25 protein-coding genes are annotated in these 26,926 nt (G+C 72.5%); 16 read left to right on the forward strand and 9 right to left on the reverse strand.

The features are described from left to right. The first annotated feature begins 282 nt into the window (after window positions 1-282). Both AB0K67_RS26260 and AB0K67_RS26265 read left to right on the forward strand, forming a co-directional pair. On the forward strand, window positions 283-1,134 hold the full coding sequence (locus AB0K67_RS26260) for an SAM-dependent methyltransferase (protein WP_364065269.1): 852 nt from the start codon (window positions 283-285) through the stop codon (window positions 1,132-1,134). A 131-nt stretch (window positions 1,135-1,265) separates the two neighbouring features. Next, window positions 1,266-2,456, forward strand: a complete 1,191-nt coding sequence (locus AB0K67_RS26265; RefSeq protein WP_364065271.1) for an FAD-dependent monooxygenase — start codon at window positions 1,266-1,268, stop codon at window positions 2,454-2,456. Here AB0K67_RS26265 and AB0K67_RS26270 read toward each other — a convergent pair. The 5 genes from AB0K67_RS26270 to AB0K67_RS26290 all read right to left on the reverse strand — a co-directional run bounded on the left by AB0K67_RS26270 (window position 2,422) and on the right by AB0K67_RS26290 (window position 6,405). Then, entirely contained in the window at window positions 2,422-2,670 is a 249-nt protein-coding gene (locus tag AB0K67_RS26270) for a hypothetical protein (RefSeq protein ID WP_364065274.1), read from the reverse strand. The two genes, AB0K67_RS26265 and AB0K67_RS26270, sit on opposite strands and share 35 nt — an antisense overlap. Window positions 2,671-2,733: 63 nt before the next feature. Beyond that, complete coding sequence (locus tag AB0K67_RS26275; protein WP_364065277.1) at window positions 2,734-2,961, reverse strand: hypothetical protein; 228 nt, start codon at window positions 2,959-2,961, stop codon at window positions 2,734-2,736. A gap of 14 nt (window positions 2,962-2,975) precedes the next feature. Beyond that, window positions 2,976-4,313, reverse strand: coding sequence for a TRAP transporter large permease subunit (locus AB0K67_RS26280; RefSeq protein WP_364065280.1), 1,338 nt, complete (start codon window positions 4,311-4,313; stop codon window positions 2,976-2,978). A gap of 53 nt (window positions 4,314-4,366) precedes the next feature. Beyond that, on the reverse strand, window positions 4,367-5,221 hold the full coding sequence (locus tag AB0K67_RS26285; RefSeq protein ID WP_364065283.1) for a CoA ester lyase: 855 nt from the start codon (window positions 5,219-5,221) through the stop codon (window positions 4,367-4,369). Then, entirely contained in the window at window positions 5,218-6,405 is a 1,188-nt protein-coding gene (locus AB0K67_RS26290) for a CoA transferase (protein ID WP_364065938.1), read from the reverse strand. Before AB0K67_RS26290 ends, AB0K67_RS26285 begins: the two co-directional genes overlap by 4 nt. 68 nt (window positions 6,406-6,473) lie before the next feature. Here AB0K67_RS26290 and AB0K67_RS26295 point away from each other — a divergent pair, with 68 nt between their 5' ends. After that, complete coding sequence (locus tag AB0K67_RS26295) at window positions 6,474-7,127, forward strand: GntR family transcriptional regulator (protein ID WP_364065286.1); 654 nt, start codon at window positions 6,474-6,476, stop codon at window positions 7,125-7,127. 187 nt (window positions 7,128-7,314) lie between these two features. On the opposite strand, the gene AB0K67_RS26300 is transcribed toward AB0K67_RS26295, so the two are convergent. Further along, window positions 7,315-8,151 carry a Scr1 family TA system antitoxin-like transcriptional regulator gene (locus AB0K67_RS26300; RefSeq protein WP_364065289.1) on the reverse strand — a complete coding sequence of 279 codons (837 nt, stop codon included), beginning with the start codon at window positions 8,149-8,151 and terminating at the stop codon, window positions 7,315-7,317. Window positions 8,152-8,286: 135 nt separating this feature from the next. On the opposite strand from AB0K67_RS26300, the gene AB0K67_RS26305 reads away from it, so the two are divergent. From AB0K67_RS26305 to AB0K67_RS26315, 3 genes are all read left to right on the forward strand, one after another. Beyond that, complete coding sequence (locus AB0K67_RS26305) at window positions 8,287-9,012, forward strand: hypothetical protein (RefSeq protein ID WP_364065292.1); 726 nt, start codon at window positions 8,287-8,289, stop codon at window positions 9,010-9,012. Next, entirely contained in the window at window positions 9,009-9,707 is a 699-nt protein-coding gene (locus AB0K67_RS26310) for an HAD family hydrolase (RefSeq protein WP_364065295.1), read from the forward strand. Before AB0K67_RS26305 ends, AB0K67_RS26310 begins: the two co-directional genes overlap by 4 nt. 64 nt (window positions 9,708-9,771) lie before the next feature. Continuing rightward, entirely contained in the window at window positions 9,772-10,512 is a 741-nt protein-coding gene (locus tag AB0K67_RS26315) for a GntR family transcriptional regulator (protein WP_364065298.1), read from the forward strand. Here the strand turns inward: AB0K67_RS26315 and AB0K67_RS26320 are convergent. After that, window positions 10,486-11,103: a DedA family protein gene (locus AB0K67_RS26320; protein ID WP_364065301.1), complete on the reverse strand. Its 618-nt coding sequence runs from the start codon at window positions 11,101-11,103 to the stop codon at window positions 10,486-10,488. The two genes, AB0K67_RS26315 and AB0K67_RS26320, sit on opposite strands and share 27 nt — an antisense overlap. Before the next feature lie 159 nt (window positions 11,104-11,262). On the opposite strand from AB0K67_RS26320, the gene AB0K67_RS26325 reads away from it, so the two are divergent. Genes AB0K67_RS26325 through AB0K67_RS26365 form a run of 9 tightly spaced genes read left to right on the forward strand, consistent with a single transcriptional unit; the run spans window position 11,263 to window position 21,940 of the window. Then, complete coding sequence (locus tag AB0K67_RS26325) at window positions 11,263-13,212, forward strand: beta-L-arabinofuranosidase domain-containing protein (RefSeq protein WP_364065304.1); 1,950 nt, start codon at window positions 11,263-11,265, stop codon at window positions 13,210-13,212. Next, window positions 13,209-14,894, forward strand: coding sequence for an ABC transporter substrate-binding protein (locus tag AB0K67_RS26330; RefSeq protein WP_364065306.1), 1,686 nt, complete (start codon window positions 13,209-13,211; stop codon window positions 14,892-14,894). The genes AB0K67_RS26325 and AB0K67_RS26330 overlap by 4 nt, the downstream gene beginning before the upstream one ends. Further along, window positions 14,895-15,833, forward strand: coding sequence for an ABC transporter permease (locus AB0K67_RS26335; RefSeq protein WP_364065308.1), 939 nt, complete (start codon window positions 14,895-14,897; stop codon window positions 15,831-15,833). Beyond that, complete coding sequence (locus AB0K67_RS26340; RefSeq protein WP_364065311.1) at window positions 15,830-16,828, forward strand: ABC transporter permease; 999 nt, start codon at window positions 15,830-15,832, stop codon at window positions 16,826-16,828. Before AB0K67_RS26335 ends, AB0K67_RS26340 begins: the two co-directional genes overlap by 4 nt. Next, on the forward strand, window positions 16,825-17,625 hold the full coding sequence (locus AB0K67_RS26345) for an ABC transporter ATP-binding protein (protein WP_364065314.1): 801 nt from the start codon (window positions 16,825-16,827) through the stop codon (window positions 17,623-17,625). Before AB0K67_RS26340 ends, AB0K67_RS26345 begins: the two co-directional genes overlap by 4 nt. Next, a complete protein-coding gene (locus tag AB0K67_RS26350; protein ID WP_364065317.1) occupies window positions 17,622-18,434 on the forward strand; it encodes an ATP-binding cassette domain-containing protein in 813 nt (270 codons plus the stop codon). The genes AB0K67_RS26345 and AB0K67_RS26350 overlap by 4 nt, the downstream gene beginning before the upstream one ends. Next, window positions 18,431-19,708 carry an alpha/beta fold hydrolase gene (locus AB0K67_RS26355; RefSeq protein WP_364065320.1) on the forward strand — a complete coding sequence of 426 codons (1,278 nt, stop codon included), beginning with the start codon at window positions 18,431-18,433 and terminating at the stop codon, window positions 19,706-19,708. Before AB0K67_RS26350 ends, AB0K67_RS26355 begins: the two co-directional genes overlap by 4 nt. Then, complete coding sequence (locus AB0K67_RS26360) at window positions 19,701-21,041, forward strand: aminopeptidase P family protein (RefSeq protein ID WP_364065322.1); 1,341 nt, start codon at window positions 19,701-19,703, stop codon at window positions 21,039-21,041. Before AB0K67_RS26355 ends, AB0K67_RS26360 begins: the two co-directional genes overlap by 8 nt. Beyond that, complete coding sequence (locus AB0K67_RS26365; protein WP_364065324.1) at window positions 21,038-21,940, forward strand: dihydrodipicolinate synthase family protein; 903 nt, start codon at window positions 21,038-21,040, stop codon at window positions 21,938-21,940. Before AB0K67_RS26360 ends, AB0K67_RS26365 begins: the two co-directional genes overlap by 4 nt. 137 nt (window positions 21,941-22,077) lie before the next feature. On the opposite strand, the gene AB0K67_RS26370 is transcribed toward AB0K67_RS26365, so the two are convergent. Continuing rightward, complete coding sequence (locus AB0K67_RS26370) at window positions 22,078-23,067, reverse strand: ACT domain-containing protein (protein WP_364065327.1); 990 nt, start codon at window positions 23,065-23,067, stop codon at window positions 22,078-22,080. Window positions 23,068-23,165: 98 nt separating this feature from the next. Continuing rightward, a complete protein-coding gene (locus tag AB0K67_RS26375; protein ID WP_364065329.1) occupies window positions 23,166-25,238 on the reverse strand; it encodes an alpha-galactosidase in 2,073 nt (690 codons plus the stop codon). A 172-nt stretch (window positions 25,239-25,410) separates the two neighbouring features. On the opposite strand from AB0K67_RS26375, the gene AB0K67_RS26380 reads away from it, so the two are divergent. After that, window positions 25,411-26,307 carry a siderophore-interacting protein gene (locus tag AB0K67_RS26380; RefSeq protein WP_364065331.1) on the forward strand — a complete coding sequence of 299 codons (897 nt, stop codon included), beginning with the start codon at window positions 25,411-25,413 and terminating at the stop codon, window positions 26,305-26,307. The last annotated feature ends 619 nt before the right edge of the window (window positions 26,308-26,926 follow it).

Raw genomic sequence — 26,926 nt, forward strand, 5'->3', positions numbered from 1 at the left:
CCCTCGCGGCCCTCGCGCCCCGCGTCACGCGCAGCCCTCGCGCCACGCAGCCCTCGCCTCACGCAGCCCTCGCGCCACGCGGCCCTCGCGTCACGCGCGCCCGGACCCGCGCTCCCCGAGCATCACCGCAGCGGCGGACAAATACCAGAAAGGATTCGTTATTCGCCCGCAACAAGCACACAATAAACAATTTATTTTAGGCTGCTATGATGGTTTTGGAGTGGTGATTTGCGCGCTTAACATCAGCGTTCCCGAGCATTTCCTGAAAGGAACGCACCGTACATGCGAGACGCGCAACCAAGCCAGACCGCGTTCATGGCCGCCGCCGCCCGCGCCGCCCACCTCATCGTGGACGCCGAGCCGTTCCTCTTCTGCGACACCCTGGCCGCCCGGCTGCTCGGCGCCCTGGCCGACGAGCCGATCGGCTACCACCGCCGCTTCGGCGAGCACCCCATCCTGGCGGGCACCCGCGCCCAGGTGACCACCCGCAGCGCCTACACCGAGCGGCGCGCGGCGGAGGCGGCCGAGGCGGGCGTACGCCACCACGTGCTGCTGGGCGCGGGGCTCGACACCTACGCCTGGCGGGCGCGGCCGGACGTCAGGGTGATCGAGGTGGACCACCCGGACACCCAGCGGTGGAAGCGCGAGCTGATCGCCGCGGCGGGCCTCGATCAGCCGTCCGGCCTGACGTTCGCGCCGCTCGACTTCGAATCCGGCGACCTGCCGCAGGCGCTGCGCGAGGCCGGGCTCAGCGACGGCGAGCCCACGTTCGTGAGCTGGCTCGGCGTCACCATGTACCTCACCGAGGAGGCCGTCGCCGCCACCCTCGCCGCGCTCGGCCGCCTGCCCGCGGGCAGCGAGCTGGTCATGGAGTACGCCCTGCCGCCCGAGCTGCGCGACGCGCGCGGCGCCTCGTACGCCGGCCACGCGGCCGGGGCGGCCGCCGAGCGCGGCGAGCCGTGGCTGTCGTTCTTCGCCCCCGACGACCTGACGGCCCTGCTCAAGCGGCATGGCCTGGAGGTGGCCGAGCACGTGCGGCAGGCGGACTGCGTCGATCCGGCGCTCTGGCAGCGCGGCGACGCGCTGCGCCCGTCGGACGTGTGCCGCCTCGTGCGCGCCACGGTCACCGCCTGACCCAAAAAAGCGGAAGGTCCAGAAAAGGTACGCGTTCGTCCTGGTGGGCGGCGCGGCGTCCGGCCACACCGCCCACCTCTTGCTACTCTCTGCACCTGAATGGTGACGTTTAGTACGGTGAGGAGCTCGTTGTGAAGGTCGCCTGCGTCGGCGGCGGACCCGCCAGCCTGTATTTCTCCATCCTGATGAAGCGGGTGGACCCCTCCCACGAGATCACCGTCTACGAGCGTTACCCGGCCGGCGCCACCTACGGGTGGGGGGTGACGTACTGGGAGGAGCTGTTCGACTACCTGCACGAGGTCGATCCCGAGTCCGCGCGCGCCATCGGCGAGTCGTCCGTGCGGTGGGACAGCTGGGTCGTGCACGTGCAGGACCGCGCGACCGTCGTCGTCGAGCACGGCGACGAGGGGTTCGGCGTCGGGCGGCAGCGCATGCTCGACATCCTCGCCGCGCGGGCCACGGAGCTCGGCGTGCGCATCGAGTACGAGCGCGAGATCACCGCCGAGGCGGAATTCCCTGACGCCGACCTGGTGGTGGCCGCCGACGGCATCAACAGCGTGCTGCGCGAGCGGGACGCCGGGCATTACGGCACCGAGGTGTCGGTCGGCCGCAACATGTACATGTGGCTCGGCACCACCAAGGCGCTCGACGCGTTCACCTTCGCCTTCACCGAGACGCCGCACGGCTGGATCTGGGGGTACGGCTACGGCTACGACCCCGGCCACAGCACGTTCATCGTCGAGTGCGCCCCCGACACCTGGCGGGGCCTGGGGCTGGACACGGCGAGCGAGGCCGACGGGCTGGCCCAGCTGGAGAAACTGTTCGCCGAGGTGCTCGACGGCCACCCGCTGCTCACCAGCACGGAGGGCGGCGGCAGCGCGCGCTGGCTGAACTTCCGTACGCTGACCAACCGCAGGTGGTACCGCGACAACGTGGTGCTGCTCGGCGACGCCGCGCACACCACGCACTACTCCATCGGCGCGGGCACCGCGCTGGCGCTGGGCGACGCCGCGTACCTGGTGGAGGCGCTGCACGCCGAGCCCGAGCTGAGCCGCGCGCTGGCCCGCTACGAGCGCGAGCGCCGCGCGGCGATCCGCGTCTCGCAGCGGGCGGCGCGCAACAGCTCCCGCTGGTACGAGAACGTGCCGCGCTACATCGACCTGCCGCCGAAGCAGATGGTCGCGCTGCTCAACGAGCGGCATTCGCGGCTGCTGCCGCTGCTGCCGCCGCGCCTGTACTACTTCCTCGGCCAGTCGGCCGAGAACCTGTCGCTGCTGGCCGCGAAGCTCATCCCCGGGCGGCGCCCCCGGATATCGGAATGAGGTGACCCGGCCTGCGCTGCCGGCGCGAGGCCCGGCCGGCGAGGAACGCCGCCAGCAGCGCCGAGCCGAGCAGGACTGTCTTGGGCCGGGTCACGGCCTTCGTGACCCGCTTCTTGACCCGCGCGCCCATGCCGGGCTTGGGCGATGCGGCCGTCCTCGCCAGCATGACGGCCCGGTCCATGCCGCGCTTCCTGCTCCGCAGCTGCGTCTTCATGCTTCCCCCCGCGTGTTCGGCGGCACGACTACCCAGGCCGTCGCCGTCCATGCGGGGCGCGGTTCAGTCCTCGCCGGTCTTCCAGTGGAAGACGTACGACATCACGAACCCGAGCAGGCCGGTCACCCCGGCCGCGACGGTCATGGGCAGGCCGAGCGCCGCGACCGCGCCCGACACCAGGCCGGGGCTGCCGGCGATGAGGCCGACGGCCTGCGCCAGCACGAGCACGACGCCGAGCGCGAGGAACAGCACGAGGCCGATCTTGAACAGGATCATGGTGAGCTGTCGCATGACGGGGGCTCCTCTCAGATCGGCAGCACGCCGGTGGCGATGAGCACGCCGATGACCAGGGTCGGGATGACGAACCACAGGATGAGCCGGCCGAACGTCCTGGCCGGGTCCACCTGGGCGATGCCGCTGGCGATGTAGATGGGGGCGGCTCCCGGCGGGGACGCGCCCTCGGTCGAGGCGAAGATGAGGATGGCGGTGGCCGCGGCGGCGGGCGCGACTCCCGCGGCGGTGAGCGCGCTGAAGGCGACGCCGCCGACGGCGGCGATCGTGGCGGTGCCGGTCAGCGGCGCGGCGATGACGACGAGCAGCAGGCCGACGATGGCGGCGATGACGACGGCGGGCGCGTCCACGCCCTCCATGATCGTGGTGAGCTGCTCGACCAGGCCCAGCTCGCCCAGGGCGGCCGCGGCGGCGAAGGCGAAGAACAGGGTGGCGCCGATGACGGCGTAGCGGGGCGCCATCTCGCCGAGCAGCTCGCTCCAGGCGCTCGCGGTGCGCGGCAGCCGCCGCCAGGCCACCGCGAACGTGGCCAGCACGGTCAGCACCGGGATCCACACGACGATGCTGATGCCGTCGGCCGCCTCACCGACCCGCGACTCCATCAGCGCCTTGCCGAAGTCCAGCGTCATCAGCACCGGGATGAGGATGCCAGCGTAGACCAGCAGCGAGGCCCATCCGGCGCGCAGCGCCTCCCGCAGCGGGAGGATGTCGGAGGCGTCGGTGGCGGCGATGCGGTTCCTGCGCACCCACAGGAACACCACCACGAACCGGTGCGCCACCGTCCACAGGCCGCCCACGAGGGCGGGCACGAAGAGCTGGTCGGCGCTCAGCACCGGCGCGACGGCGGCCGAGCCGAGCAGCAGGAACATCGACGAGCTCGGCGGGATCGAGATGCCGAGCCCGGCGTTGCCGGCGACCAGCGAGGCGGCGAGGTCGGGCCGCCAGTTCGAGCGGATCATCCAGGGGATGGTGACCGAGCCGACGGAGGCCGAGATGCCGGAGCCGGATCCCGAGGGGCCGCCGAGCAGCGCGGCGGCCGCGGTCGAGACGTATCCCGCGCCGCCGCGCAGCCGGCCGAACACCGAGTTGAGCACCGTGACCTGCTCCTGGATGAGCCCGAGCCGGGTCAGCAGGTAGCCCATGAAGACGAACGCCAGGGCGGCGAAGACGACCTCCTCGGCCATGGCGTCGGCGATGCCCGCCCAGGCCAGCTCGAAGAAGCGCCCGCCGCCGAAGAGGCACACGCCGGCGAATCCGATGAGCATCGCCTCACCGATGTTGCGTTTCAGCACGCCGTTCCAGACGACGATGATGACGATGTAGGCGATGAGCGCCCATACGGCGATTCCCATGGCGTGAAGTCCTCCAGGGGCGTTGGGGGTGGGGTGGTGCGGCGCCTGGGGGTTCAGGTGCCGGTCGGCGGGGCCTGCGCGGGAGGCTCGGCGAGATGGCGGGCGAGCGCGAGCGTGCGGCGGGCCCTGGCGACGATGGGAGCGTCCACGAAGCGGCCGTCGGGCAGCGCGACCGCGCCGAGCCCGGCCTGCTCGGCCCGCTCGGCCGCGGCGACGATCTCGGCGGCCCTGGCCGTCTCCTCCTCGCCGGGGCGGAAGGCCCGCCTGATCGCGGGGATCTGGCGCGGGTGGATGGCGGTCCTGCCGAACATGCCGATCGCGCGTCCGGCCCGGCAGGAGGCGAGCAGGCCCGCCTCGTCCTTGACGTCCGGGTAGACCGACATCGGCACCGGGGGCAGCCCGGCAGCGGCGGCGGCGAGCACGACCTGTAGCCGCAGGTGGTTCATGGCCTGCTCGTCGGTGATGCCGAGCTCGCTGGCGAGGTCCTGCTCGCCGAGCGCCACGCCGGCCACGCTCGGGTGCGCGGCGATCTCTCGGGCGTTGACGATCCCGGCCGCGGATTCGAGCAGCGCGTACGCGGGCGCGCCGGTCAGCGCGTCGAGCACGCCGGTGGACTCGACCTTCGGCAGCCGCACGGCGTCGGCCAGGCCGGCGACGGCGGCCAGGTCGTCGCGGCCGCGCGCGGTGGCGGGGTCGTTGACCCGCACGTGCAGCACGCCGCCGTCGGGCCTGGCCCGCAGGTAGGCGACGGCGTTCTCCCTGGCCTCGTCCTTGCGGGCCGGGGCGACCGCGTCCTCCAGGTCGATGATGACGACGTCCGCGCCGGAGGCGACGGCCTTGCCGAACCGCTCGGGGCGGTCGCCCGGCACGTACAGCCAGGTCACCGGCGGGTGGGCGGGCGCGCTCACGCGATCACCCCGTCCTCGCGCAGCCGCGCGATGCGGTCTTCGGGGTAGTCGAGCTCGCCGAGCACCTCGTCGGTGTCGTGGCCGAGCGGGCGGCCCGGCCAGCGGATCTCGCCGGGGGTGTCCGACAGGCGGAACAGCACGTTCTGCATGGTGAGCGAGCCCAGCTCCTCGTCCGGCACCTCGACGAACGTGCCGAGCGCGGCGTACTGGGGGTCCTCGGCGATGTCCCTGACGTCGTAGATGGGGGCGACGGCGGCCTGCACCTCCTCGAAGGCGGCGATGACCTCGTCGGCGTCGCGCTCGGCGATCCAGGAGGCGACGGCCTCGTCCAGCTCGTCCACGTGCTGCACCCGGCCGTGCCCGGTGGCGAACCACGGCTGCTCGACCAGGTCGGGCCGCCCGACGAGGGTCATCACGCGCTCGGCGATGGGCTGGGCGCTGGTGGAGATGGCCAGCCAGCGGCCGTCGCGGGTGCGGTAGGTGTTGCGCGGGGCGTTGCTGCTGGAGCGGTTGCCGGTGCGCTTCGGCACGACCCCGAGCGCCTTGTACGCGGTCATCTGCGGCCCGAGCAGCCCCAGGATCGGCTCGATGATGGCCATGTCGATGACCTGGCCGCGCCCGGTGCGCTCGCGGGCGTGCAGCGCGACCATGATCGCGTACGACATGGCCAGGCCGGCGATGCCGTCGGCCAGGGCGAGCGGCGGCAGGGTGGGCGGCCCGTCGGGCTGTCCCGTCATGGCGGCGAAGCCGCTCATGGCCTCGGCGAGCGTGCCGAAGCCGGGCCGCTTGGCCATCGGACCGAACTGCCCGAACCCGGTCATCCTGGCGACGATGAGCCGGGGATTGAGCTCGAGGAGGTCGTCGGGCGAGAGGTTCCAGCGTTCGAGCGTGCCGGGACGGAAGTTCTCGATCAGCACGTCGGAGCGTTCCACGAGGCGGCGCAGGATCTCCTGCCCCTCGGGGCGCGACAGGTCGACGGCGGCGGTGCGCTTGTTGCGCGACAGGGTCTTCCACCACAGGCCCACGCCGTCGACCGAGGCGCCGTGCCCGCGCGAGGGGTCGCCCCGCTTCGGGTGCTCGATCTTGATCACGTCGGCGCCGAAGTCGCCGAGCATCATGGCGGCGGAGGGACCGGCGAACAGGGTCGCCGCGTCGATGACCCGCAGGTCGTCGAGGCTCGTCATGGGCATGTAACTTATAAGAAATAAGTCATAGGTCAACCATGTGACCATTTTGCGAGACACTTGGGGACATGTCAGCCACCGAGCCGCGGCCGCCGATGAGCAAGGCCGACTACGTCTACGCCGTGCTGCTGGAGGAGATCCGTTCGGCGCGGATCCCCGGAGGGACCGCGGTCAGGGCCGCGGAGGTGGCCAAGCGGCTCGGGGTGTCGGTCACGCCGGTGCGCGAGGCGCTGCGCAGGCTGGAGAAGGACCGGCTGATCAGCTACGAGCCGCACCACGGCGCGACCGTGGTGGACCTGGGCGACGAGGCGCTGGCCGAGTACTACGGGCTGCGCGCGGTCGTCGAAGGGCTGGGCGCGCGGCTCGCGGCGGCCAGGATCACCGCCGATGAGCTGGCCGAGCTGCGCGAGCTGCACGCCGCGATGGAACGCGACGCCGCCGAGGGCAGGAACGACCGGCTCGGCGAGCAGAGCCGGCGCTTCCACCTGCGCATCGTGGACATCGGCGGGCCCGCCTTCCTCGGCGGGCACGCCAGGTCGGTGCGCAACAGCTTCCCCGTGCCCGCCGAGGCGTCGCTGTGGCTGGACGAGACGCAGGTGCGGGCGCAGCTCGACGCGCACGAGGGCATCCTGGCTGCGCTGGAGTCCGGCGACGGCGCGGCCGCCGAACGCATCATGATCGACCATGTCCAGGCCGCCGGCTCCTACCGCCAGCACCGCTGACCGCTCCCCGGCCGATCCCCACGGCCGCACCGGCCGACCCAGGCCCCCACCGCGCCATCCGGCCGAGCCCCGACCGTTCCTCACGACCGCCCCGCACGCCCCGGGCCCCCACCGCGCCTTCCGGCCGGGCCGGAGCCGCCACGGCCGGGCGAGCGGCGCGCGCACGGAAACGGGGTCGATCCTGGAATCAGCCGGGCAGGGCGTTCCTGATCTCGTCGAGCACGTCGGCGGTCGCGTCGACCGGCAGCGCCGACAGCGACAGCCGGGCGAACGCCTGCTGGTGCTCCTCGACCCGGCGCCGGTCCTCGATGACGACCGGCGCGTGCAGCAGGTGCAGCACCAGCGCGTCGGGCCTGTCGGGCTCGGCGAAGCGCAGCAGCGTGAACGGCGGCCCCTGGTAGAGGTAGCCGCTCTCGGCGACCGGCCGGGCCACCTGCAGCGCGATGTGCTGCTGCTTGGTGGCCGCGGTGAGCGCGTCGAGCTGGGCGCGGCGGTCCTCGGGCCGGCTGAGCGGCGGGTCGAGCAGCGCCGTACGGTCGATGACCGCCCACAGGCGCGGCCCGTGCTGCCGGTCGAGCAGCCGCTGCCGGGCCGCGATCAGCCCGGCCCAGGCGGCGGCCTGCTCGTAGGTGGCGCCGGGCAGCAGCCCGGCGAGCGCGGCCGACAGCGCGTAGGCGGGGGTCTGCAGCAGAGCCGGGATCTGGTGGGGGCAGTAGGTGTAGATGATCTGCGCCCGGTCCTCCAGCTCCAGGAACGCCGACAGCCGCAGCGGCACGCCGGGGGCGTCGTACCAGCCGGGCGCGCGCTCCTCGCGCAGCAGCGACAGCACGCGGGAGACGTGCTCGCCCTCGCCGTACAGCTCCAGCAGCGTGCGCACGGTGGCCTCGCGGGGCGCGACCAGCCCGTGCTCGATGCGGAAGATGGTGGAGGTGTTGAGCCCGGCGGCGTCGGCCGCGGACTTCATCGACAGCCCGGCCCCGACGCGCAACGCGGAGAGACGGGCCGCCACAACGCTCAACTGCATACGTCTGTCACAACCACCGATGACAAAAATCAGCGTTTACACCAGGTCTATTGCAACAGGGTGACGGGTGATGCACGATGGCCACTCTAGTGGCCCGACACCGAATGCATACGCCGATCCGAAAGGCAGGGACTGTTGGCGGACGCCTGGACACTCCATCCCGACTACCGGACTCCCCCGGTCCCCACGGAGACGGACGTCCCGCCGGGCCCGTGGCGCCACCCCGACGGCGGCCAGATCATGAACGGCACCTACGAGCGGCCGCTGCCCAAGCGCCAGATGGAGGTGGTGACCGTCTGGTACGGCTACGCGCTGAGCCACTGGCGCGGCCCCCGCATGCCGCGCTTCTCCAGCCCGATGGTGTCGGCCTGGAACCCGGTGCTGGCCCAGGGCATGGCCGTCGATCCCGGCGCGCCCGCGCCCTACCGCGACGAGCTGTGGTGCGACCGGTGGATCGCCGAGGCCCTGCTGTACGGGCGCAAGCCGTACGGCGCGTTCGCGCTGCCGGTGGACGAGGCGATGCGCTGGTTCGCCAAGAGCGGCGGCACGAACCTGGTCTACCAGGCGCGGGCCGAGGGCGACCTGGTGCGCGTGGTGGCGGGCACCTCCGAGCGCTACGGGCAGCTCTTCGACCTCGACGCGCTGATCGCCGACTACCGCGAGGCGCTGCCGGAGGACCTGGCCGACCGGGAGGCGGCGGCGCTGGAGGAGCATCGCGCGCTGTCGCCGGCGCTGTCGTACGTGCTGACCGAGCCGGCCGAGGAGCGCTTCGCGCAGGCGGCGCTGTCGGTGCGCGGGCTGACGCTGGGCTACCCGCCGCGCGAGACGGCGGCCAGGATCGTCGCGAGCGCCGCCGCATGACCGGGCCGGCGATCAAGGGCGTGCTGTTCGACCTGGACGGGACGCTGCTGGACCATCGCGGCGCGGCCGATGCGGCCATCGCCTCCTGGGCGGCCGAGCGTTATCCCGGGCATCCGCGGCTGGCGGAGGTGCCGGCGTTGTGGGCGGCGCTGGAGGAGCCGTACCTGGCGATGTGGCACGCGGGCCGCTGCACCATGGACGAGCAGCGGCGGCTGCGGCTCTCCGCGCTCTGCGCCGAGCTGGACGTGCCCGCCCCCGGCGATCTCGACGCCGCCTACGAGGAGTTCGTCGTCCGCTACCGGCGTTCCTGGCGGGCCTTCCCCGACGCGGCGGACGCGGTGGCGGAGCTCGCCGGGTTCACGCTCGGCGTGCTGACCAACGGCGGGCAGCGCGTGCAGGAGGCGAAGGTCCGCGCGATCGGGCTGGAGGGCAAGGTCGGCCCGGTGCTGACCGGCGAGGTGCTGGCCGGCTGCTTCAAGCCGAAGCCGGAGGCGTACGCGCGGGCCGCGGCGGCTCTGGGGCTGGCGCCGCAGGAGGTGCTGCTGGTGGGCGACGACGTCGTCAAGGACGTGACGGCCCCGGCCGCGACGGGCATGCGCTCGGTCTGGCTCGACCGGCTGAACGCCGGCGGCGGCCCCGAGGGGTTCCCGAGGATCACCTCGCTGGCCGGGCTGGCGCCGCTGCTGCGGTCCTGACCGGGCCGCCACGACAGCTTGACTCATTTGTCAGGACATTCTGACCTGGGTTAAGCTGATCAGCATGACCGCCAACCTGGCCATCGACCTCGACCGGTCAAGCCCCGTGCCGCTGTATTTCCAGGTGGCCGAGCAGATCGCCGAGGCGATCCGGCGTGGCGACCTGCCCCCGGGCTCGCGGCTGGACAACGAGATCTTGCTGGCCGACAAGCTCGGCCTGTCGCGGCCCACCATTCGCCAGGCCATCCAATATCTGGTGGACAAGGGCCTGCTGGTGCGCAAGCGCGGCGTCGGCACGCAGGTGGTGCACGGCCAGGTCAAGCGCTCGGTCGAGCTGACCAGCCTCTACGACGACCTGCGCAGGGCGGGCCAGGAGCCGGCCACGCAGGTGCTGGCGCTGGAGCCGCGCCCGGTGGATGAGGAGATCGCCGCCATCCTGGGCGTGGAGCCGGGCTCGCAGATCCTCTATCTGGAGCGGCTGCGCTTCGCGGCCGGCGAGCCGCTGGCGGTGCTGCACAACTGGCTGCCGCTGGGCCTGGCCCAGCTCACCGCGGCCGATCTGGAGAGCCGCGGCCTGTACGAGCTGCTGCGCGGCGCGGGCGTGCGCATGCGGGTGGCCAACCAGCGCATCGGCGCGCGGGCCGCCGGGCAGGCCGAGGCCAGGCTGCTGCAGGAGCGCAGGGGCGCGCCGCTGCTGACGATGGTCCGCACCACCTACGACGACCAGGGCCGGGCGGTCGAGCACGGCTCGCACGTCTACCGGGCCTCCCACTACTCGCTAGAGGTCACCCTCATCGAGCGCTGAGGCGGCGCGGCGGCGCAGGTAGAGCGTGGTGCACACGCCGATGACGACGGCCGCGCCGAGCCCTGCCCAGGAGAAACCTTTGAGCCACTTCTCGGCGACCAGCCCGAGGTAGTAGACGACCGTGGTGGTGCCGGCCGCCCACACGATGCCGCCGAGCACGTTGGCGACGGCGAAGCGCCAGTACGGCATGCGCAGCGCCCCCGCGAGCGGCCCGGCCAGGATGCGCAGCAGCGCCACGAACCGTCCGAAGAAGACCGCCCACATGCCGAAGCGGGTGAAGTAGTGCTCGGCCTTGCTGATGTGGCGGGGCCCGAAGTGGCGGGGGAAGCGGCGGCCGAGCCGGGCGAACAGGGCGGCGCCGCCTCTGCGGCCGATGGCGTAGCCGGCCGTGTCGCCGACGATGGCGCCGGTGCCCGCGCAGGCCGCCACCCAGGCCGGGTGCACGACGCCCTTGGAGGCCAGGATGGCGGAGCTCACCAGCACGATCTCGCCGGGCAGCGGGATGCCGAGGCTCTCCAGGCCGATGACGAGGGCGACGGTGGCGTACAGCCAGCCGGCGGGGATCGCCTGCAGCCAGTCATCGATGTGCATCTCGAAAACCCTAGCGCCGTCCGGGTGCTGCTCGGACCGTCCGCATGAACCGGAGGTTCCGGGGTGATTACGTTCGTTTCAGTGGGCCCGTAACCCTTGGCAAGGAACCGTCCCGACTTCTATGGTTCAGTGCAATGCCACACATTACTGGGATGGTTCATGACGTCTAAGCAGGTCACGCCGCCGGCCGGTGCCGTGCGTCTCACTCCCGGGGCCGCCTCCGGGGCGGTACGCCCGCTTCCCGGAGTGCGCATCACCGGCGGCCTGCTCCACCACTTCCGGGTCCGCAACAGCACGGCCACGATCCCGCACACCATCGAGCAGCTCCGCGCGGCGGGCAACGTGGCCAACCTGAGCCGGCTTCTGGAGCAGGACCCTCCGCCGTACCGGGGCCGCTACCCCTTCCTGGACACCGACCTCTACAAGACCCTGGAGGGGCTCGCCTACGACCTCGGCGACGGCACCGCGGAGGAAGGGGTGCGCGACTTCTACGAGGAGGTCGTCTGCCTGCTGGAACGCGTGCAGGCCGGCGACGGCTACCTCAACTCGTTCTTCCAGGACCCGGCCGCCGCCAAGAAGCCGTGGGAGGACCTGGCCTGGGGTCATGAGCTGTACACGCTGGGCCACCTCATCCAGGCCGCCGTGGCCGCCAGCCGGCGCATGGGCGACGACCGGCTGCTGCGCGTCGCCCGCCGCTTCGCCGACCTGGTGACCGAGCGCTTCGCCGGCGGCGGTATCGACGGGCACCCCGAGGTGGAGATGGCGCTGGTCGAGCTCTACCGGGAGACCGGCGAGCGCGCCTACCTCGACCTGGCCGCCGCGTTCATCGACCGGCGCGGCTCCGGCCAGCTCACGCACAGCATCTTTCCCGGCGACTACTTCCAGGATCACGTGCCCTTCCGCGAGCTGCCGTCTGTGACCGGTCACGCGGTGCGGATGGCGTACCTGGCGGCCGGCGCCGCGGACGTGCTGCTGGAGACCGGCGACCGCACGCTGGAGAAGGCGCTCACGCGGCTGTGGGACGACATGGTCGCCACCAAGCTCTACATCACCGGCGGGCTCGGCAGCCGCCACTCCGACGAGGCCATCGGCGACCGCTACGAGCTGCCGTCCGAGCGCGCCTACGCCGAGACCTGTGCCGCCATCGCCCTCATGCAGTGGGCCTGGCGCATGTTCCTGGCCACCGGCGGCGCCTCCTACCTCGACGTGTTCGAGCGGGTGCTCTACAACGCCTACGCGGTCGGCCTGTCCGCCGACGGCCGCGCGTTCTTCTACGACAACCCGCTGCAGCGCCGCCCCGACCACGCCCAGCGCAGCGGCGCGGAGGCGGACGGCGAGCCGCTGCGCCGCGCCTGGTTCGGCTGCCCGTGCTGCCCGCCCAACATCGTGCGCTGGATGGCGCAGCTCGCCGACTACGTGGCGGCCGAGCGCGACGGCGCGGTGCTCATCGCCCAGTACGCCACCGCCCGCGTCGAGACGGCCGAGCTGGACCTGGACATGGCGACCGGCTACCCGTGGGACGGCGACGTGCGGCTCACCGTCCGCCGCGCCCCCACCGGCCGGTACGCGCTGGCGCTGCGCGTGCCCGGCTGGGCCCGCGGCGCCACCGCCACCGTCAACGGCGAGACGTGGACCGGCGAGCCGGACGGCGGCTGGCTCACCGTCGAGCGCTTCTGGTCGCCGGGCGACGAGGTGCGGCTCACCCTGCCGATGCCGGTCAGGGCGCACGGCTCACACCCTTACCTGGACGCCACCAGAGGCGCCATCGCGCTGGCCCGCGGCCCGATCGTCTACTGCGTCGAGCAGCACGACAGCCCGCAGGCGGCCGTGGACGACCTGCTGGTCGGCGTACCGGAGGCCCTCGAAGCCGAGATCGGGCGGCGTGACGACCTCGCGCCCGGCGCGGTCGTGCTGAACGTCACCGCGCGCACCGCTCCCCCTCCCCCGCCCGAGCTCTACCCCGAGCTGCCGGCCCCCGACACTTCTCAGCCCGAGACGCAGGTTCCCGTGACCTTCGTCCCCTACTTCCTGTGGGGCAACCGCGGCCCCGCGGCGATGCGGGTCTGGGTCAGGACCCCGAACACGACCAACGGAAAGAAGGCGACATGAGACGACCGGCGGCGCTCGCGAGCGCCACGATGACCGTCGTGCTGGCACTGTCGGCATGCGGCGGCGGAGCGGCCCAGGGCCCCGGCGGCACCGGCGCTACCGGCACGTCCGCCACCCCCGCCACGGGCGGCATCGTGCACGTGCTGGCCAACGCGGACTTCTCCCACCTGGACCCGGCGCGCGGCTTCGACGGCGGTGTCAACAACTTCTACCGGCTCATCTACCGGGGCCTGACCACGTTCGGCGCCGGGCCCGGCGAGGAGGGCACGAAGATCGTCCCCGACCTCGCCACCGACACCGGCACGCCGTCCGACGACGCCAAGACCTGGACCTTCACCCTCAAGGACGACATCTTCTTCGAAGACGGCACCCCCATCACCAGCGAGGCCGTCAAGTTCGGCTTCTCCCGCGCCTTCGACCCCGAGGCCGGCATCGGCTCCCCGTACGGCAGGCTGCTGCTGGACGCCCCCAAGGACTACAAGGGCCCCTACCTGTCCGGCGACCTCGACACCATCGAGACCCCCGACGACAAGACCGTCGTCATCCACCTCAAGAAGCCGTACGCCGACTTCCCCAGCGCGCTGGCGCTGCCCAACTTCACCCCCTTCCCCAAGGGCACCGGCGCGGGCGGCGCCTTCGACAGCAAGCCCATCGCGAGCGGGCCGTACAAGGTGGCCTCCTACCAGCGCAACGTGTCGCTGAAGCTGGAGCGCAACCCGCACTGGAAACCCGAGACCGACACCGTGCGCTCGGCCAGGCCGGACGGCTTCGAGTGGACCTTCGGCCTCGACCCGGCCACCATCGACGAGCGCATGCTCGCCGGTCAGGGCACCGACGCCGACGCGATCGGCCCCAGCATCCAGGCCGCCACCGTCGCCCGCGTGCAGGCGCCGCAGATCAAGGCGCGCACGCTGTCCGGCCTCAACGGCTGCACCACTTATATGGGGCTGAACACCACCAAGAAGTACCTCAAGGACGTCCGCGTCCGGCAGGCCATCAACCACGCCATCGATAAGGACACCATCGTCGCCGCCCTGGGCGGCTCCACGCTGGCCGAGAAGGGCACCTCGATCCAGCCGCCCACCGTCGCCGGGCGCGTCGACTACGACCCCTACCCGTACGACGTGGAGAAGGCCAAGCAGCTCCTGGCCGAGGCCGGCCTGTCCGGCGGCTTCTCGCTCACCCTCGACACCAGGGCGCAGCCGAAGATGGCCGCCGTCTCGGTCGCCGTGCAGGAGTCGCTGAAGAAGATCGGCATCGACGTCAAGATCAACAACATCGACGCGTCCACCTTCTACGAGGTCATCGGCACCCCCGCCAAGCAGAACGACATGGCCGTCACCGGCTGGTGCCCCGACTGGGCGTCCGGCGCGACGTTCCTGCCGCCGCTGTTCGACGGCCGCAACATCACCGCCAAGGGCAACTCCAACATCGCCCAGATCAACGACAAGGCCATCAACGCCAGGATCGACGAGATCGCCGAGATGACCGACGTCAACGAGGCCAACGCCGCCTACGGCGAGCTGGACAAGCAGATCATGGAGCTGGCCCCGGTCGTGCCGCTGGCCTACGAGAAGCTCATCCTCGTCAACGGCGCCAACATCGCCGGCGCCTACCAGCACAACTCCTACTCCGGCGGCGTCGACCTCGTCTCCGTCGGCCTTGCGGACCCGACGAAGTAGATGACGGTCGCAGCGCATCCAGAGCAACAGGTGGCGGGCGGCGCGCCCGCCACCTCGGGCCGGCGCGTCCTGCGCGTGCTGCTGCGCGATCGAGGCGCCGTGCTCAGCGGCGCCTACCTCGCGCTGATCGTGCTGATGGCGATCTGCGCCCCGCTCATCACCGCGATCACCGGCCACGGCCCCAACGACTTCGACACCGCCGCCGTCGACACCGACCTGGGCGGCGTCCCGTACGGCACGCTCGGCGGCATCAGCGCCGAGCACCCGCTGGGCGTCGAACCCCAGAACGGCCGCGACATCCTCGCCCGCATCGCCTACGGCGCCCGCGTCTCCCTCATCATCGCCGCCTCGGCCACCGCCCTGACCACGCTGCTCGGCGTCGTGCTCGGCATGCTGGCCGGGTTCTACCAGGGCTGGGTGGACCAGGTGATCTGCCGGGTCATGGACTTCCTCATGGCCTTCCCCGCGCTGATCTTCATGATCGCCATCCTGTCGGCGCTGCCCCAGGGCAACCGGCCGGTGCTGCTGGTCGTGGTGATCAGCGTGTTCGGCTGGCCGTACCTGGCGCGGGTGGTGCGCGGGCAGACGCTGACGCTGGTCAACCGGGAGTTCGTGGAGGCCGCGCGGGCCTGCGGCGCCTCCACCGGAGCGCTGGTGTTCAAGGAGATCCTGCCCAACCTGCGCAGCTCCCTCATCGTCATGACCACCCTGGCCGTGCCCGGGTACGTCGGCACCGAGGCCGGGCTGTCGTTCCTCGGCGTCGGCGTCACCCCGCCCACCCCGTCGTGGGGCCAGATGATCTCCAGTTCGGTCGGCTGGTACGCCGTCGATCCGATGTACTTCGTCATCCCCGGCGGCTTCCTGTTCCTCACCGTGCTGTCGCTGACCGTGCTCGGCGACCGGATCAGAGCCGCCTACGACGCGGGGGAGGCCGCATGATGGCCCGTTACGTGGCCGGCCGGCTGGCCGGCGTCGTGGTCATCCTGTTCCTGGTGTGCCTGTTCACGTTCGTGCTGTTCTTCACCCTGCAGCCCGACCCGGCCGTGATGATCTGCGGCAAGACCTGCACACCGGAGCGCATCGACCAGATCCGCGGCGTGCTCGGCCTGGACCGGCCGTTCTTCACCCAGTTCTTCGGCTTCCTCGCCGGCATCTTCGCCGGGCGCGACTACGGCGAGGGCGCCAACCTCGTCCACTGCCCCGCGCCCTGCCTCGGCTACAGCTTCCAGACCAACCAGTCCGTCATGGAGATGGTGGTGGAGCGGCTGCCGGTCAGCGCCACCGTCGCCATCGGCGCCGCCGTGCTGTGGCTGCTCGTCGGCATCGCCGCCGGCCTGCTCAGCGCCGTCAAGGAGGGCACCTGGATCGACCGCACCGCGATGGGCCTGGCGCTCGGCGGCTCCAGCATCCCCAACTACGTGCTGGCGCTCGCCCTGCAGTACGTGCTCGTCGTCCAGCTCCAGGTGCTGCCGTTCCCGCAGGCGGTGGCGTTCTCCGACGACCCGCTGACGTGGTTCCAGTCGTACCTGATGCCGTGGATCGTGCTGGCCACCGGCTACGCCTGCCTGTACGCCCGGCTCACCCGCGCCAACGTCATCGACACCCTGGCCGAGAACTTCATGCGCACCGCCAGGAGCAAGGGCCTGCCGCCGCTGCTCACCATGCGCAGGCACGCGCTGCGGCCCGCGCTCACCCCGATCGCCACGATCTTCGGCATGGACTTCGCCGGCCTGCTGGGCGGCGCGCTCATCACCGAGACCGTCTTCGGGCTGAACGGCGTCGGCAAGATGGCCGCCGACTCCATCGCCAAGAACGACCAGCCCGTCATCATGGCGGTCACCCTGCTGGCGGCGTTCTTCGTGGTGGTCGGCAACGTCGTGGTCGACCTCGTCTACACCCGGCTCGACCCGAGAGTGAGGATCACGTCGCCATGAGCGAGCTGCTGGAGGTGGAAGACCTCACCGTCACGTTCCCCACCACGCGCGGCCCCGTGGACGTGGTCAAGAACGTCTCCTTCACCGTCGGCAGGGACGAGACCGTCGGCATCGTCGGCGAGTCGGGCTCCGGCAAGTCGATGACCAGCCTGGCCGTCATGGGCCTGCTGCCCAAGGGCGCCATAACCAGCGGCAGCATCAGGCTCGACGGCACCGAGCTGCTCGGCCGCCCCGAGCGCGAGCTGCGCAGGCTCCGCGGCGACCAGATGTCGATGATCTTCCAGGACCCGCTGTCGTCGCTCAACCCGTACTACACGGTCGGGCTGCAGATCGAGGAGATGTACCGCGCGCACCGGGACCGGTCGAGAAAGGCCGCCAGAAAGGTCGCCATCGAGGCGCTCGCCCAGGTCGGCCTGCCCGACCCCGAGCGGCGCGTCAACCACTACCCGCATCAGTTCTCCGGCGGTCAGCGGCAACGCATCATGATCGCGATGGCGCTGGTGTGCCGGCCCAAGCTGCTCATCGCCGACGAGCCCACGACCGCCCTGGACGTCACCGTGCAGGCGCAGATCCTGCGCCTGCTGGCCGACCTGCGCAGCCAGAGCGGCACCGGCATGGTGTTCATCACCCACGACCTGGCCGTGATCAGCTCGATCGCGACCCGCGTGCTGGTGATGCGCCGCGGCGAGCAGGTCGAGTACGGCACCGCCGAGCAGATCTTCGCCGAGCCCCGCCACGCCTACACCCGCATGCTGCTGGAGAGCATCCCCCGCATCGACGACGAGGTGGCCCCATGACGCTGCTGCGCGCCAAGGACCTCACCAAGAGGTTCGTCACCCGCGGCCCGCTCGGCTCCAAAGCCGAGTTCACCGCCGTGGACCGGGTCAGCTTCGACGTACGGCTCGGCGAGACGCTCGCCGTGGTCGGCGAGTCGGGCAGTGGCAAGTCCACCACCGCCCGCATGATCGCCAAGCTGATGGACCCGACCTCCGGCACCCTGGAGTTCGACGGCGAGGACGTCACCCACGCCAAGGGCGAGGCGCTGACCCGCTTCCGCGGCAACGTCCAGGTCGTCTTCCAGGACCCGTTCTCCTCGCTCAACCCCCGCCACACCGTCGAACGCATCATCAACGCGCCCCTCATCTACCAGGGCCGCACCCCCAAGGGCGGCCGGCGGGCGTACGCCAAGGAACTCATGGAACGCGTCGGGCTCAACCCCGACCACTCGCTGCGCTACCCGGCCCAATTCTCCGGCGGCCAGGCCCAGCGCATCGGCATCGCCCGCGCCCTGGCCGTCAACCCCAAGCTGGTGATCTGCGACGAGGCCGTCTCCGCGCTGGACGTCTCGGTCCAGGCGCAGATCATCGAGCTGCTACGGCGGCTGCAGCGCGAGAGCGGCTTCAGCTACGTGTTCATCGCCCACGACCTGGCCGTGGTGCGCCAGATCGCCCAGCGCGTCGCCGTGATGAGCAAGGGCCGCATCGTCGAGCTCGGCACCACCGAGCAGGTCTTCGGCGATCCCCAGGACGAGTACACGCGCACGCTGCTTGCGGCCATCCCCCGCATCAACCCCGAGTGGGACCGCCGCAGGAGGGAGAACAGTTGATCACCGCCACCTACACCATCCCCGGCATGCGGGTGCGCGACCACGTCGAACGCGTCCCGCTCGACTGGTCCGACCCCGGCGGCCGCACGATCGAGGTCTTCGCCCGCGAGCTGGTGGACCCGGCCCGCGACCGCGAGGAGCTGCCCTGCCTGCTCTTCCTCCAGGGCGGCCCGGGCGGCAAGGCGCCCCGGCCCGTCGGCACGTCCGGCTGGCTCGGGCACGCGCTGCGGACGTACCGGGTCATCCTGCTCGACCAGCGCGGCACCGGCCGCAGCTCCCGCGTCGACGGCCGGCTGATGAGCACGCTCACCGCCGAGCAGGGCGCCGCCTACCTCGCCCACTTCCGCGCCGACTCCATCGTGGCCGACGCCGAGCACCTGCGCACCGCCGTCTTCGGCGGCCGCCGCTGGTCCACGCTCGGCCAGAGCTACGGCGGCTTCCTCACCCTCACCTACCTGTCGCGCGCGCCGCAGGGCCTGAGCGCCTGCTACGTCACCGGCGGCCTGCCCTCGCTCGACCCCGACGCCGCCGAGGTCTACCGCCGCACCTATCCGCGGGTGGCCGCCAAGAACGCCGAGTTCTACCGCCGCTACCCGCACCACGTCGAGACCACCGCCCGCCTGGCCGACCGGCTCGCCGCAGGCGACGTGCTGCTGCCCGACGGCGACGTCCTCACCGTACGGCGGCTGCAGTCGCTCGGCATCGACTTCGGCATGAAACCCGGCTACGAGCGCATGCACTGGCTGCTGGACGAGTCCGACGGGCTGCCCGAGACGTTCCTGCACCAGGTGCTCGCCCGCTCCTCCTACGCCGACAACCCGCTGTTCGCCGCGCTTCAGGAGAGCATCTACGGCTCGGGCCCCGGCGCCACCGCCTGGGCCGCGCAGCGCGAGCGCGAGCGCCACCCGGCCTTCGCCGAGGACGCCAGGCCGCTGCTGTTCACCGGCGAGATGATGTACCCCTGGATGTTCGAGGAGATCCGCGCGCTGCGGCCCTTCCGCGGCGCCGTCGAGCTGCTGGCCGCCCGCGACGACTGGCCGCCCCTCTACGACACCGACCGGCTGGCCGCCAACGAGGTGCCCGTGGCCGCCGCCGTCTACTTCGACGACATGTACGTCGACTCCGGCCTGCAACTGCAGACCGCCGCCCGGGTCGGCAACACCCAGGCTTGGGTCACCAACGAGTACGAGCACGACGGCATCGGCGACGAACGCGTCTTCGCCCGCCTCACCGAGCTCGTCCGCCAGATGGGAGGAGGAATCACCGATGAGTGACCGCAGGCTGCCCCGGCTGTCGGAGATCCCCGCGTTCGCCGAGTACATCGCCCAGGGCTGGGAGTCCCCCGCCCGCACCCCCGACCTGGTGCCGGGGGCCGCGGAAGCGGCCGCCGCCCACCGCGCCCGCCTGGCCGCCGCGCTGCCCGGCCGCACCGTCGTGGTGGCCGCGGGCCGCGCGCCCACCCGCTCCAACGACACCGCCTACGGCTTCCGCGTCGACAGCGACTTCTACTGGCTGACCGGCTGCGCCGCCGAGAACGCGATCGCCGTCGTCCGCGACGGCGACGCCACCCTCTACCTGCCGCCGCCCGCCCGCCCCGGCGAGACCGGCTTCTTCGCCGACGCCGCCTACGGCGAGCTGTGGGTCGGCCCGTCCCCCTCGCTCGCCGAGTGGTCGGCCGCGCTCGGCGTGACGGTGCTGCCGCTGCCCGACTACCCGGGCACCCCCGACGGCGCGCTCACCGCCGACGCCGACGAGCTGCGGCAGGTGCTCGCCGAACTCCGCATGATCAAGGACGAGTGGGAGATCGCCCAGCTCCGCGAGGCCGTGGACCGCACCGTCGAAGGCTTCGCCGCCGTCGCCGCCGAGGTGCCCGCCGCCATCCGCGCCGGCGGCGAACGCTGGCTGCAGGGCACCTTCGACCGCTACGCCCGCACCTACGGCAACGGCCCCGGCTACGCCTCCATCGTCGGCAGCGGCCCGCACGCCCCCACCCTGCACTGGGTGCGCTGCGACGGCCCCGTCCTGCCCGGCGAGCTGCTGCTGCTCGACATGGGCGTCGAGACCCGCTCTCACTACACCGCCGACGTCACCCGCACCATCCCCGCATCCGGCGCCTTCACCCCCGCACAGCGGCAGGTGCACGACCTCGTCGAGCAGGCCCACCGGGCCGGGCTCGCTCAGGTGGGGCCGGGCAAGCCGTTCACCGCCTTCCACCACGCCGCGATGGAGGTCATCGCGCGCGGCCTGCACGACTGGGGCCTGCTGCCCGTCTCCGTGGACGAGGCCCTGTCGGATCAGGGCCAGCACCACCGCCGCTACCTCGTCTGCGGCATCGGCCACCACCTCGGGCTCGACGTGCACGACTGCGCCCAGTCCAGGCCCGAGGCCTACCACGGCGCCGACATGGCGCCCGGCATGGTGCTCACCGTCGAGCCCGGCCTGTACTTCCACGCCCACGACACCACCGTCCCGCCCGAGCTGCGCGGCATCGGCGTCCGCATCGAGGACGACCTGCTGGTGACCGCCGACGGCGCCGAGAACCTGTCGGCCGCGCTGCCCATCACCGCGAGCGGCCTGGAGATCTGGACCAAAGAGAGGACATCATGACCGCCCAGGCGAACGCTCCGGTCTGGCACGGCGTGCACGTCGCCACCGCGCTGCCCTTCCACGACGACCTGACCATCGACTACGACGCCTACGCCGAGCACGTCCGTTTCCTCGCCGACGGCGGCTGCGACGGCGTCTGCCCCAACGGGTCGCTCGGCGAGTACCAGACGCTCACCGCCGACGAGCGGGCCCGCGTCGTCCGCACCGCCGTCGAGGCCGCCCCCGGCGGTTTCCACGTGATGCCGGGCGTGGCCGCGTACGGGGCCGCCGAGTCGCGGCGCTGGGCCGAGCAGGCCGCCGAGGCCGGCGCCTCCTCCGTGCTGCTGCTGCCGCCCAACGCCTACCGCGCCGACCGGCGGGCCGTCGTCGCCCACTACCGCGAGGTCGCCAAGGTGGGGCTGCCGATCGTCGCCTACAACAACCCGTTGGACACCAAGGTCGACCTCACCCCTGAGCTGCTGGCCGAGCTGCACCACGAAGGGCTCATCGTGGCCGTCAAGGAGTTCAGCGGGGACGTGCGCAGGGCGTACGAGCTGGCCGAGCGCGCGCCCGGCCTCGATTTGCTGATCGGCTCCGACGACGTGCTGCTCGAACTGGCCATCGCCGGCGCGGTCGGCTGGATCGCCGGATACCCCAACATGATCCCCCGCGCCACCGTCGAGCTCTACCGGCTCGCGGTCGCCGGGGACGTCGAGAAGGCGCTGCCGATCTACCGCGACCTGCACCCGCTACTGCGGTGGGACTCCAAAACGGAGTTCGTCCAGTCGATCAAGCTGTCGATGGACCTGGCGGGACGCAAGGGCGGGCCCTGCCGCCCGCCCCGCGTCGCCCTCACCACCGAGCAGGAGGCCCAGATCACCAGGCAGACCCGCGAGGTACTCGCCAAGGGCTACCGCTGACGCCTGGCACGGTTCCATACCTGGCGCCGGGCCAGCTGAACCTGCTGGGCGGCGGGGCTACCGTCGAGTTTCACCGGGCGTGTAGCGGATGTCGCCGGCGTGGTAGCGGGCGCGAGCGGACTGGACCGCCCCCGGTGTCATCCGGAGTGGTAGCGGGCGTGGGCGGCCGCGGCGGCGAGCGCGGAGGCGCGGGCCGCCTCGGTCGGCGTGAACGGCAGCTCGGGCCGCCGGACGAGCAGCGCCCTGTCCGGGTTCACCGCGACCACCATGGTGGTGGCCGGGTCGGCGTCGTCGTCGGCGGTGTCGCCCGGCCGCCGCCACTCCACGTCGGGGGCGCGCAGCAGCTCGCCCAGCGCCTCCGGCAGCCGCGCCGGGTCGTCGCCGACGCGCTGCGCCAGCACCAGCGCGTGCACGCCCGGGTCGGTCAGGTCGGTGACCCTGGCGGGCACGATCACCACGTCCTGCCCGCCCGCCTCCTGCAGGGCTTCGGCGAGCACGGCGGGCGCGAGGTCGCGCGGCGCCTCGATGACGAACTCGTCCAGCGCGTCGCACCCGGCCGGTGTGATCGCACCGCCGCCGGTCGGCGCGATGTGCAGGGCCAGGATGTTGCAGCCGAGCCGTCCGAACGCGCCCGCCACGGTGGCCAGCCGCCCCGGCCGCTCCACCACCCGCATCCGGATCCGCCACAGCGTCATGACGCGCCCGCTCTCTTCTATCAGGGCCTCGGGCGTCTCCCGTGCCCTGCGCCGCGCCCGCCGCCGTACGGACGCCACCGGGCGGTGATGGGCGAGCCACCGGTGGACCGCCGATCCCGCGATCAACGCCACGCCCAGCCCGATGAGCACGACCGGCCCCGGCTCGTGGTGGCCGAGCAGGGTGGCGAGCAGGTGCGCCAGCCCGACCGCGACGAACAGCGCGGCGATCTCGACGAGCTCCCGCCACCAGGCCCGCCCGTGCCCGCCGGCGGAGACGGCACGCGTCGCCGCCCCGGGCCCGGCGGCCGGAACGGCGCGTGGCCCGGCCCCGAGCCCGGCCGCGTCGACCAGACCGGGCACGTCTCCGTCACCGGTCCGGGGCGTCGTGGCGGGCTCGGGGCGGGCCTGCGTCACTTTGGGTGCATCATCCATGACCGACAGTCTGCGGCACCCGTGTTACCTGGCCACGGGTGTCCGCGTTGCGGCCGGATTAAACCCCGTTCACCGACCCGCACTCCGCGGGCACCGGCTCAGACCCGCTCGACCTCGATGACGAGCGCGGAGGCGGGACGCATGGCGGGCGCGGGCAGCCCCAGCTCGCCCAGCACGGAACCGCGCAGCCGGACGGGCTCGGCGGCCCACTCGGGCAGCACGGTCCGCTCGGGGACGGGCCCGGCCAGGCGCACCTCGTAGGTGGCCTCCGGGTCGAGCCCGGGCAGCCGCAGCGGCGCCGGCCCGACGTCCAGCCGCGAGGTGAGCTGCACGTACGCGAACACGCCCCGCTCGGGCAGCACCACGCCGTGCAGGAACGCGGTCGGGTCGGGGTGGTCGGCCCGCACGACCCGGCCGGAGTGCAGCACCGGCCGCAGCCGCTTGTGCAGCGCGATCCAGGTGGCCAGCTCCTCCAGTTCTTCGGCGGTGGCGGAGGTGATGTCCCACTCCACGCCCATGTGCCCGAACAGCGCGGTCGCGGCCCGGAACGCCAGCGGCAGCATCCGCCCGGTGCTGTGGTCGCGGTTCGCGCCGACGTGGGCGCCCATCCGCTCCGGCGGCACCAGCAGCCCGGTCCAGCGCTGGATGGACTGCCGGTCGAGCGCGTCGTTGCAGTCGGAGGTCCACACCCGGTCGGTGCGCGCCAGGATGCCGTAGTCGATACGCGCGCCGCCGGACGAGCACGACTCGATCTCCAGGCCGGGGTGGCGCTCGCGCAGCTCGTCAAGCAGCCGATAGGTGGCGAGCGTCTGCGCGTGCACGCCGGGCGCGCCGTCGTGCACGGGCTCGGCGATGTCGCGGTTGTGGTCCCACTTGATGTAGTCGAGCCGGTATTCGCGCACCAGAGCGTCGATCCGCTCCAGCAGGTACGCGTACGCCTCGGGCCTGGCCAGGTCGAGCACCTGCTGGTTGCGCTGGGGCGGCGGCATGCGCTCCGGCCTGGCGAGGATCCAGTCGGGGTGCTCGCGGGCGAGGTCGGAGTCGGGGTTGACCATCTCGGGCTCGAACCACAGCCCGAACTGCATGCCCAGCTCGCGCACCCGATCGGCGAGCGGGTGCAGGCCGTCGGGCCAGACGCCCTCGTCCACGTACCAGTCACCGAGCCCGGCCCGGTCGTGGCGGCGGTGCCGGAACCAGCCGTCGTCGAGCACGAACCGCTCGATGCCGGCCGCGGCGGCCCGCTCGGCGAGTTCGAGCAGCCGGTCGAGGCCATGGTCGAAGTAGGTGGCCTCCCAGTTGTTCAGCGTGACCGGCCGCACCGGGAGCGGGCGGGCGCGCAGGTGCTCGTGCAGCCGGTGCGAGGCGTCGTCGAGGCCGCTGCCCGACCAGGTGAAGAACACCCACGGCGTACGGTACGTGGCGTCCTGGGCCAGCACGACCTCGCCGGGCTCGAGCAGCTCGCCCGCCCCCAGCAGCGACACGCCCTCGGGCAGCCGCTCGGCGTAGTGCACGTGGTCGCCGCTCCAGCCGGCGTGCACGGCCCACACCTCGCCGCTCCTGAACCCGAACCCACCGGTCCCGGCGATCAGCAGCCCGGTGCCGTCATGCCCGGTGCGTCCCCTGCGGTTCTCCCGCGACCACACCCCGCGGGTGAACTCCCTGCGCTGCGGCACCTTCTCCAGCGCCCACCGGCCGGTGAAGTCGAGCAGCTCGGCCGCGCGGGCGGGCACCGGCAGCGTGCACACCAGCCCTTCCAGCCGGTACGGCGAGGCGGCCGTGTTCATCACCGCGTGCCGCATCCGTACCAGGCCGCTGCCCTCCATGACCAGCTCGCACACCAGCCGCAGCCCGGCACGCTCGTCGGCGGCCGTCACGGTCACCGTGCCGCCGCCGCCCGGCTCGGCGGACACCTCCACGTTCTCCACGCTCCAGCGCACCGGCCAGTGCTCGCCGTCCCGCACGCCGGACAGGCCGGGCCTGCCGTACCAGGACTCCGCCTGGGCGGGCAGCAGCGACGGCGCGGGCGCGCCCGGCGACGGCGGCAGCACCGCTGCCAGGTCCTGTCCGCCGGCTCCGAGGTCCGCGCCGAAGTGCCGTACCCGGGGCAGCCCCGGGCCGGAGGTGTCGAGCACCAGCGCGGCACCCGCCGCGGAGAGGATCACGGAAGACAAGTTCGGGACTCCAATCTGGGGGGCGGGCACGGTGGCCCGGTTTTCACCGTTCACGATGCTTCACGACGCTATCGTCCCGAGTGGGGCCGATGCACTAACCCCGGCTCGCTTAAATCCCCGCGATCGTTTAGGTTAGGCTCACCTAATAAATCGCCGTTGGAGGATTCCGGGGATGACCGAGCCCTTTCGCATGTTCGACGTACGAGTAGACCGGCTCGACCGCCTCAGCCCGTCCTTCCTGCGCGTCACCTTCGCCGGCGACGACCTGCGCCACTTCGCCGACAACGGCTTCGACCAGCGGGTCAAGCTCTTCCTCCCGACCCCCGAGCACGGCATGGCGTACCTGCCGAAGGGGCCCGACTGGTACCAGCGCTGGCGGACGCTCGACCCCGGCAAGCGCAACGTGATGCGCACGTACACCGCGAGGACGGTCCGCCGGGAGGCCGGCGAGGTCGATGTGGACGTCGTCATGCACCCCGACGGCGGCCCCGTCGCCCGCTGGGCCGAACAGGTGCAGCCCGGCGACGTCGCCGCGCTCCTCGGCCCCAACGCCGACCACGAGGGCCCGCACGGCGGCCTGGAGTTCCGGCCGCCCGCCGGCACCGGCTGCGTACTCATCGCCGGTGACGAGACCGCCGTCCCCGCCATCTGCGCCATCCTCGAACGCCTCCCCGCCCACCTGGCCGGCGAGGTGCTCATGGAGGTGCCCTTCGACGCCGACGCCCTGCCCATCGAGGCGCCCGCCAACGTCAAGGTCACCTGGCTCGCCCGCAACGGCGGCGAGCGCGGCGCCGAGCTCATCCCCGCCGTCCAGGCCGCCGCCGCCCGCCTGCTGCCCACTCCGGCCGCCGCACCCGGCTCCTTGGAGGACGTGGACGTCGACGCCGAGGAGCTGTGGGAGGTCCCGCAGGAGGCGCCCGAGCATGGTCCCTTGTACGCGTGGCTGGCCGGCGAGGCCGGCGTCATCAAGATCCTCCGCCGCCACCTGGTGGCCGAACGCGGCATGGACCGCCGCGCGGTCGCCTTCATGGGCTACTGGCGCCTCGGCCGCGCAGAGAACACCGGCTGACCTCCTCAGGCATCGGACCTCCCCCGGTGCCCGCCCACCGGCTCCCCTCTGCCGAGCCATCCCTTCGCCTGGCCTAAATGAGCACGAGCACCGTCGGCGTTTTTCGCGCGAGCCAGACCACCGGCCTACCGCCCCCTGCGCGACGATGCCTCCCCCCGGCCCCACCCGCGACTCGCCCCCAGCGCGCCAGTGAGCGAGTCGCGCACCTGACGGCCGGCGGAGTCCGCGCGAGCCACCCCTCCAGCAACCTCCGCTGAACCGAGCGCCGGGCGGCCGATGCAGCATGGGCGAGCCCCGCCACCGACCGCCCGCCCCCACGCTGCCATTCCGCCCCACGACTCCGACCACGACTCGCCCCTGGGCGGCGATGAGCGAGCCGCGCACCGGGCGAGCCGCCTCTCCAGCAGGCTCCGCTGAACCGAGCACCGGGCGGCCGATGCAGCATGGGCGAGCCCCGCCACCGACCGACCGCCCCCACGCGCTGCCATCCCTCCCCTCAGCTTCACGTGTTTGAGTAGCGGTGCACGCCGACGTGTTCGACCACGACCCGCCCCTGGGCGGCGATGAGCGAGTCGCGCCCCGGGGCCGTTGGAGCAACTGGCGAGGCCGTCGGCCGCAG

This window comes from Nonomuraea sp. NPDC052634 (genome assembly GCF_040678535.1).
GTDB classification, from domain to species: Bacteria; Actinomycetota; Actinomycetes; order Streptosporangiales; family Streptosporangiaceae; genus Nonomuraea; species Nonomuraea fastidiosa.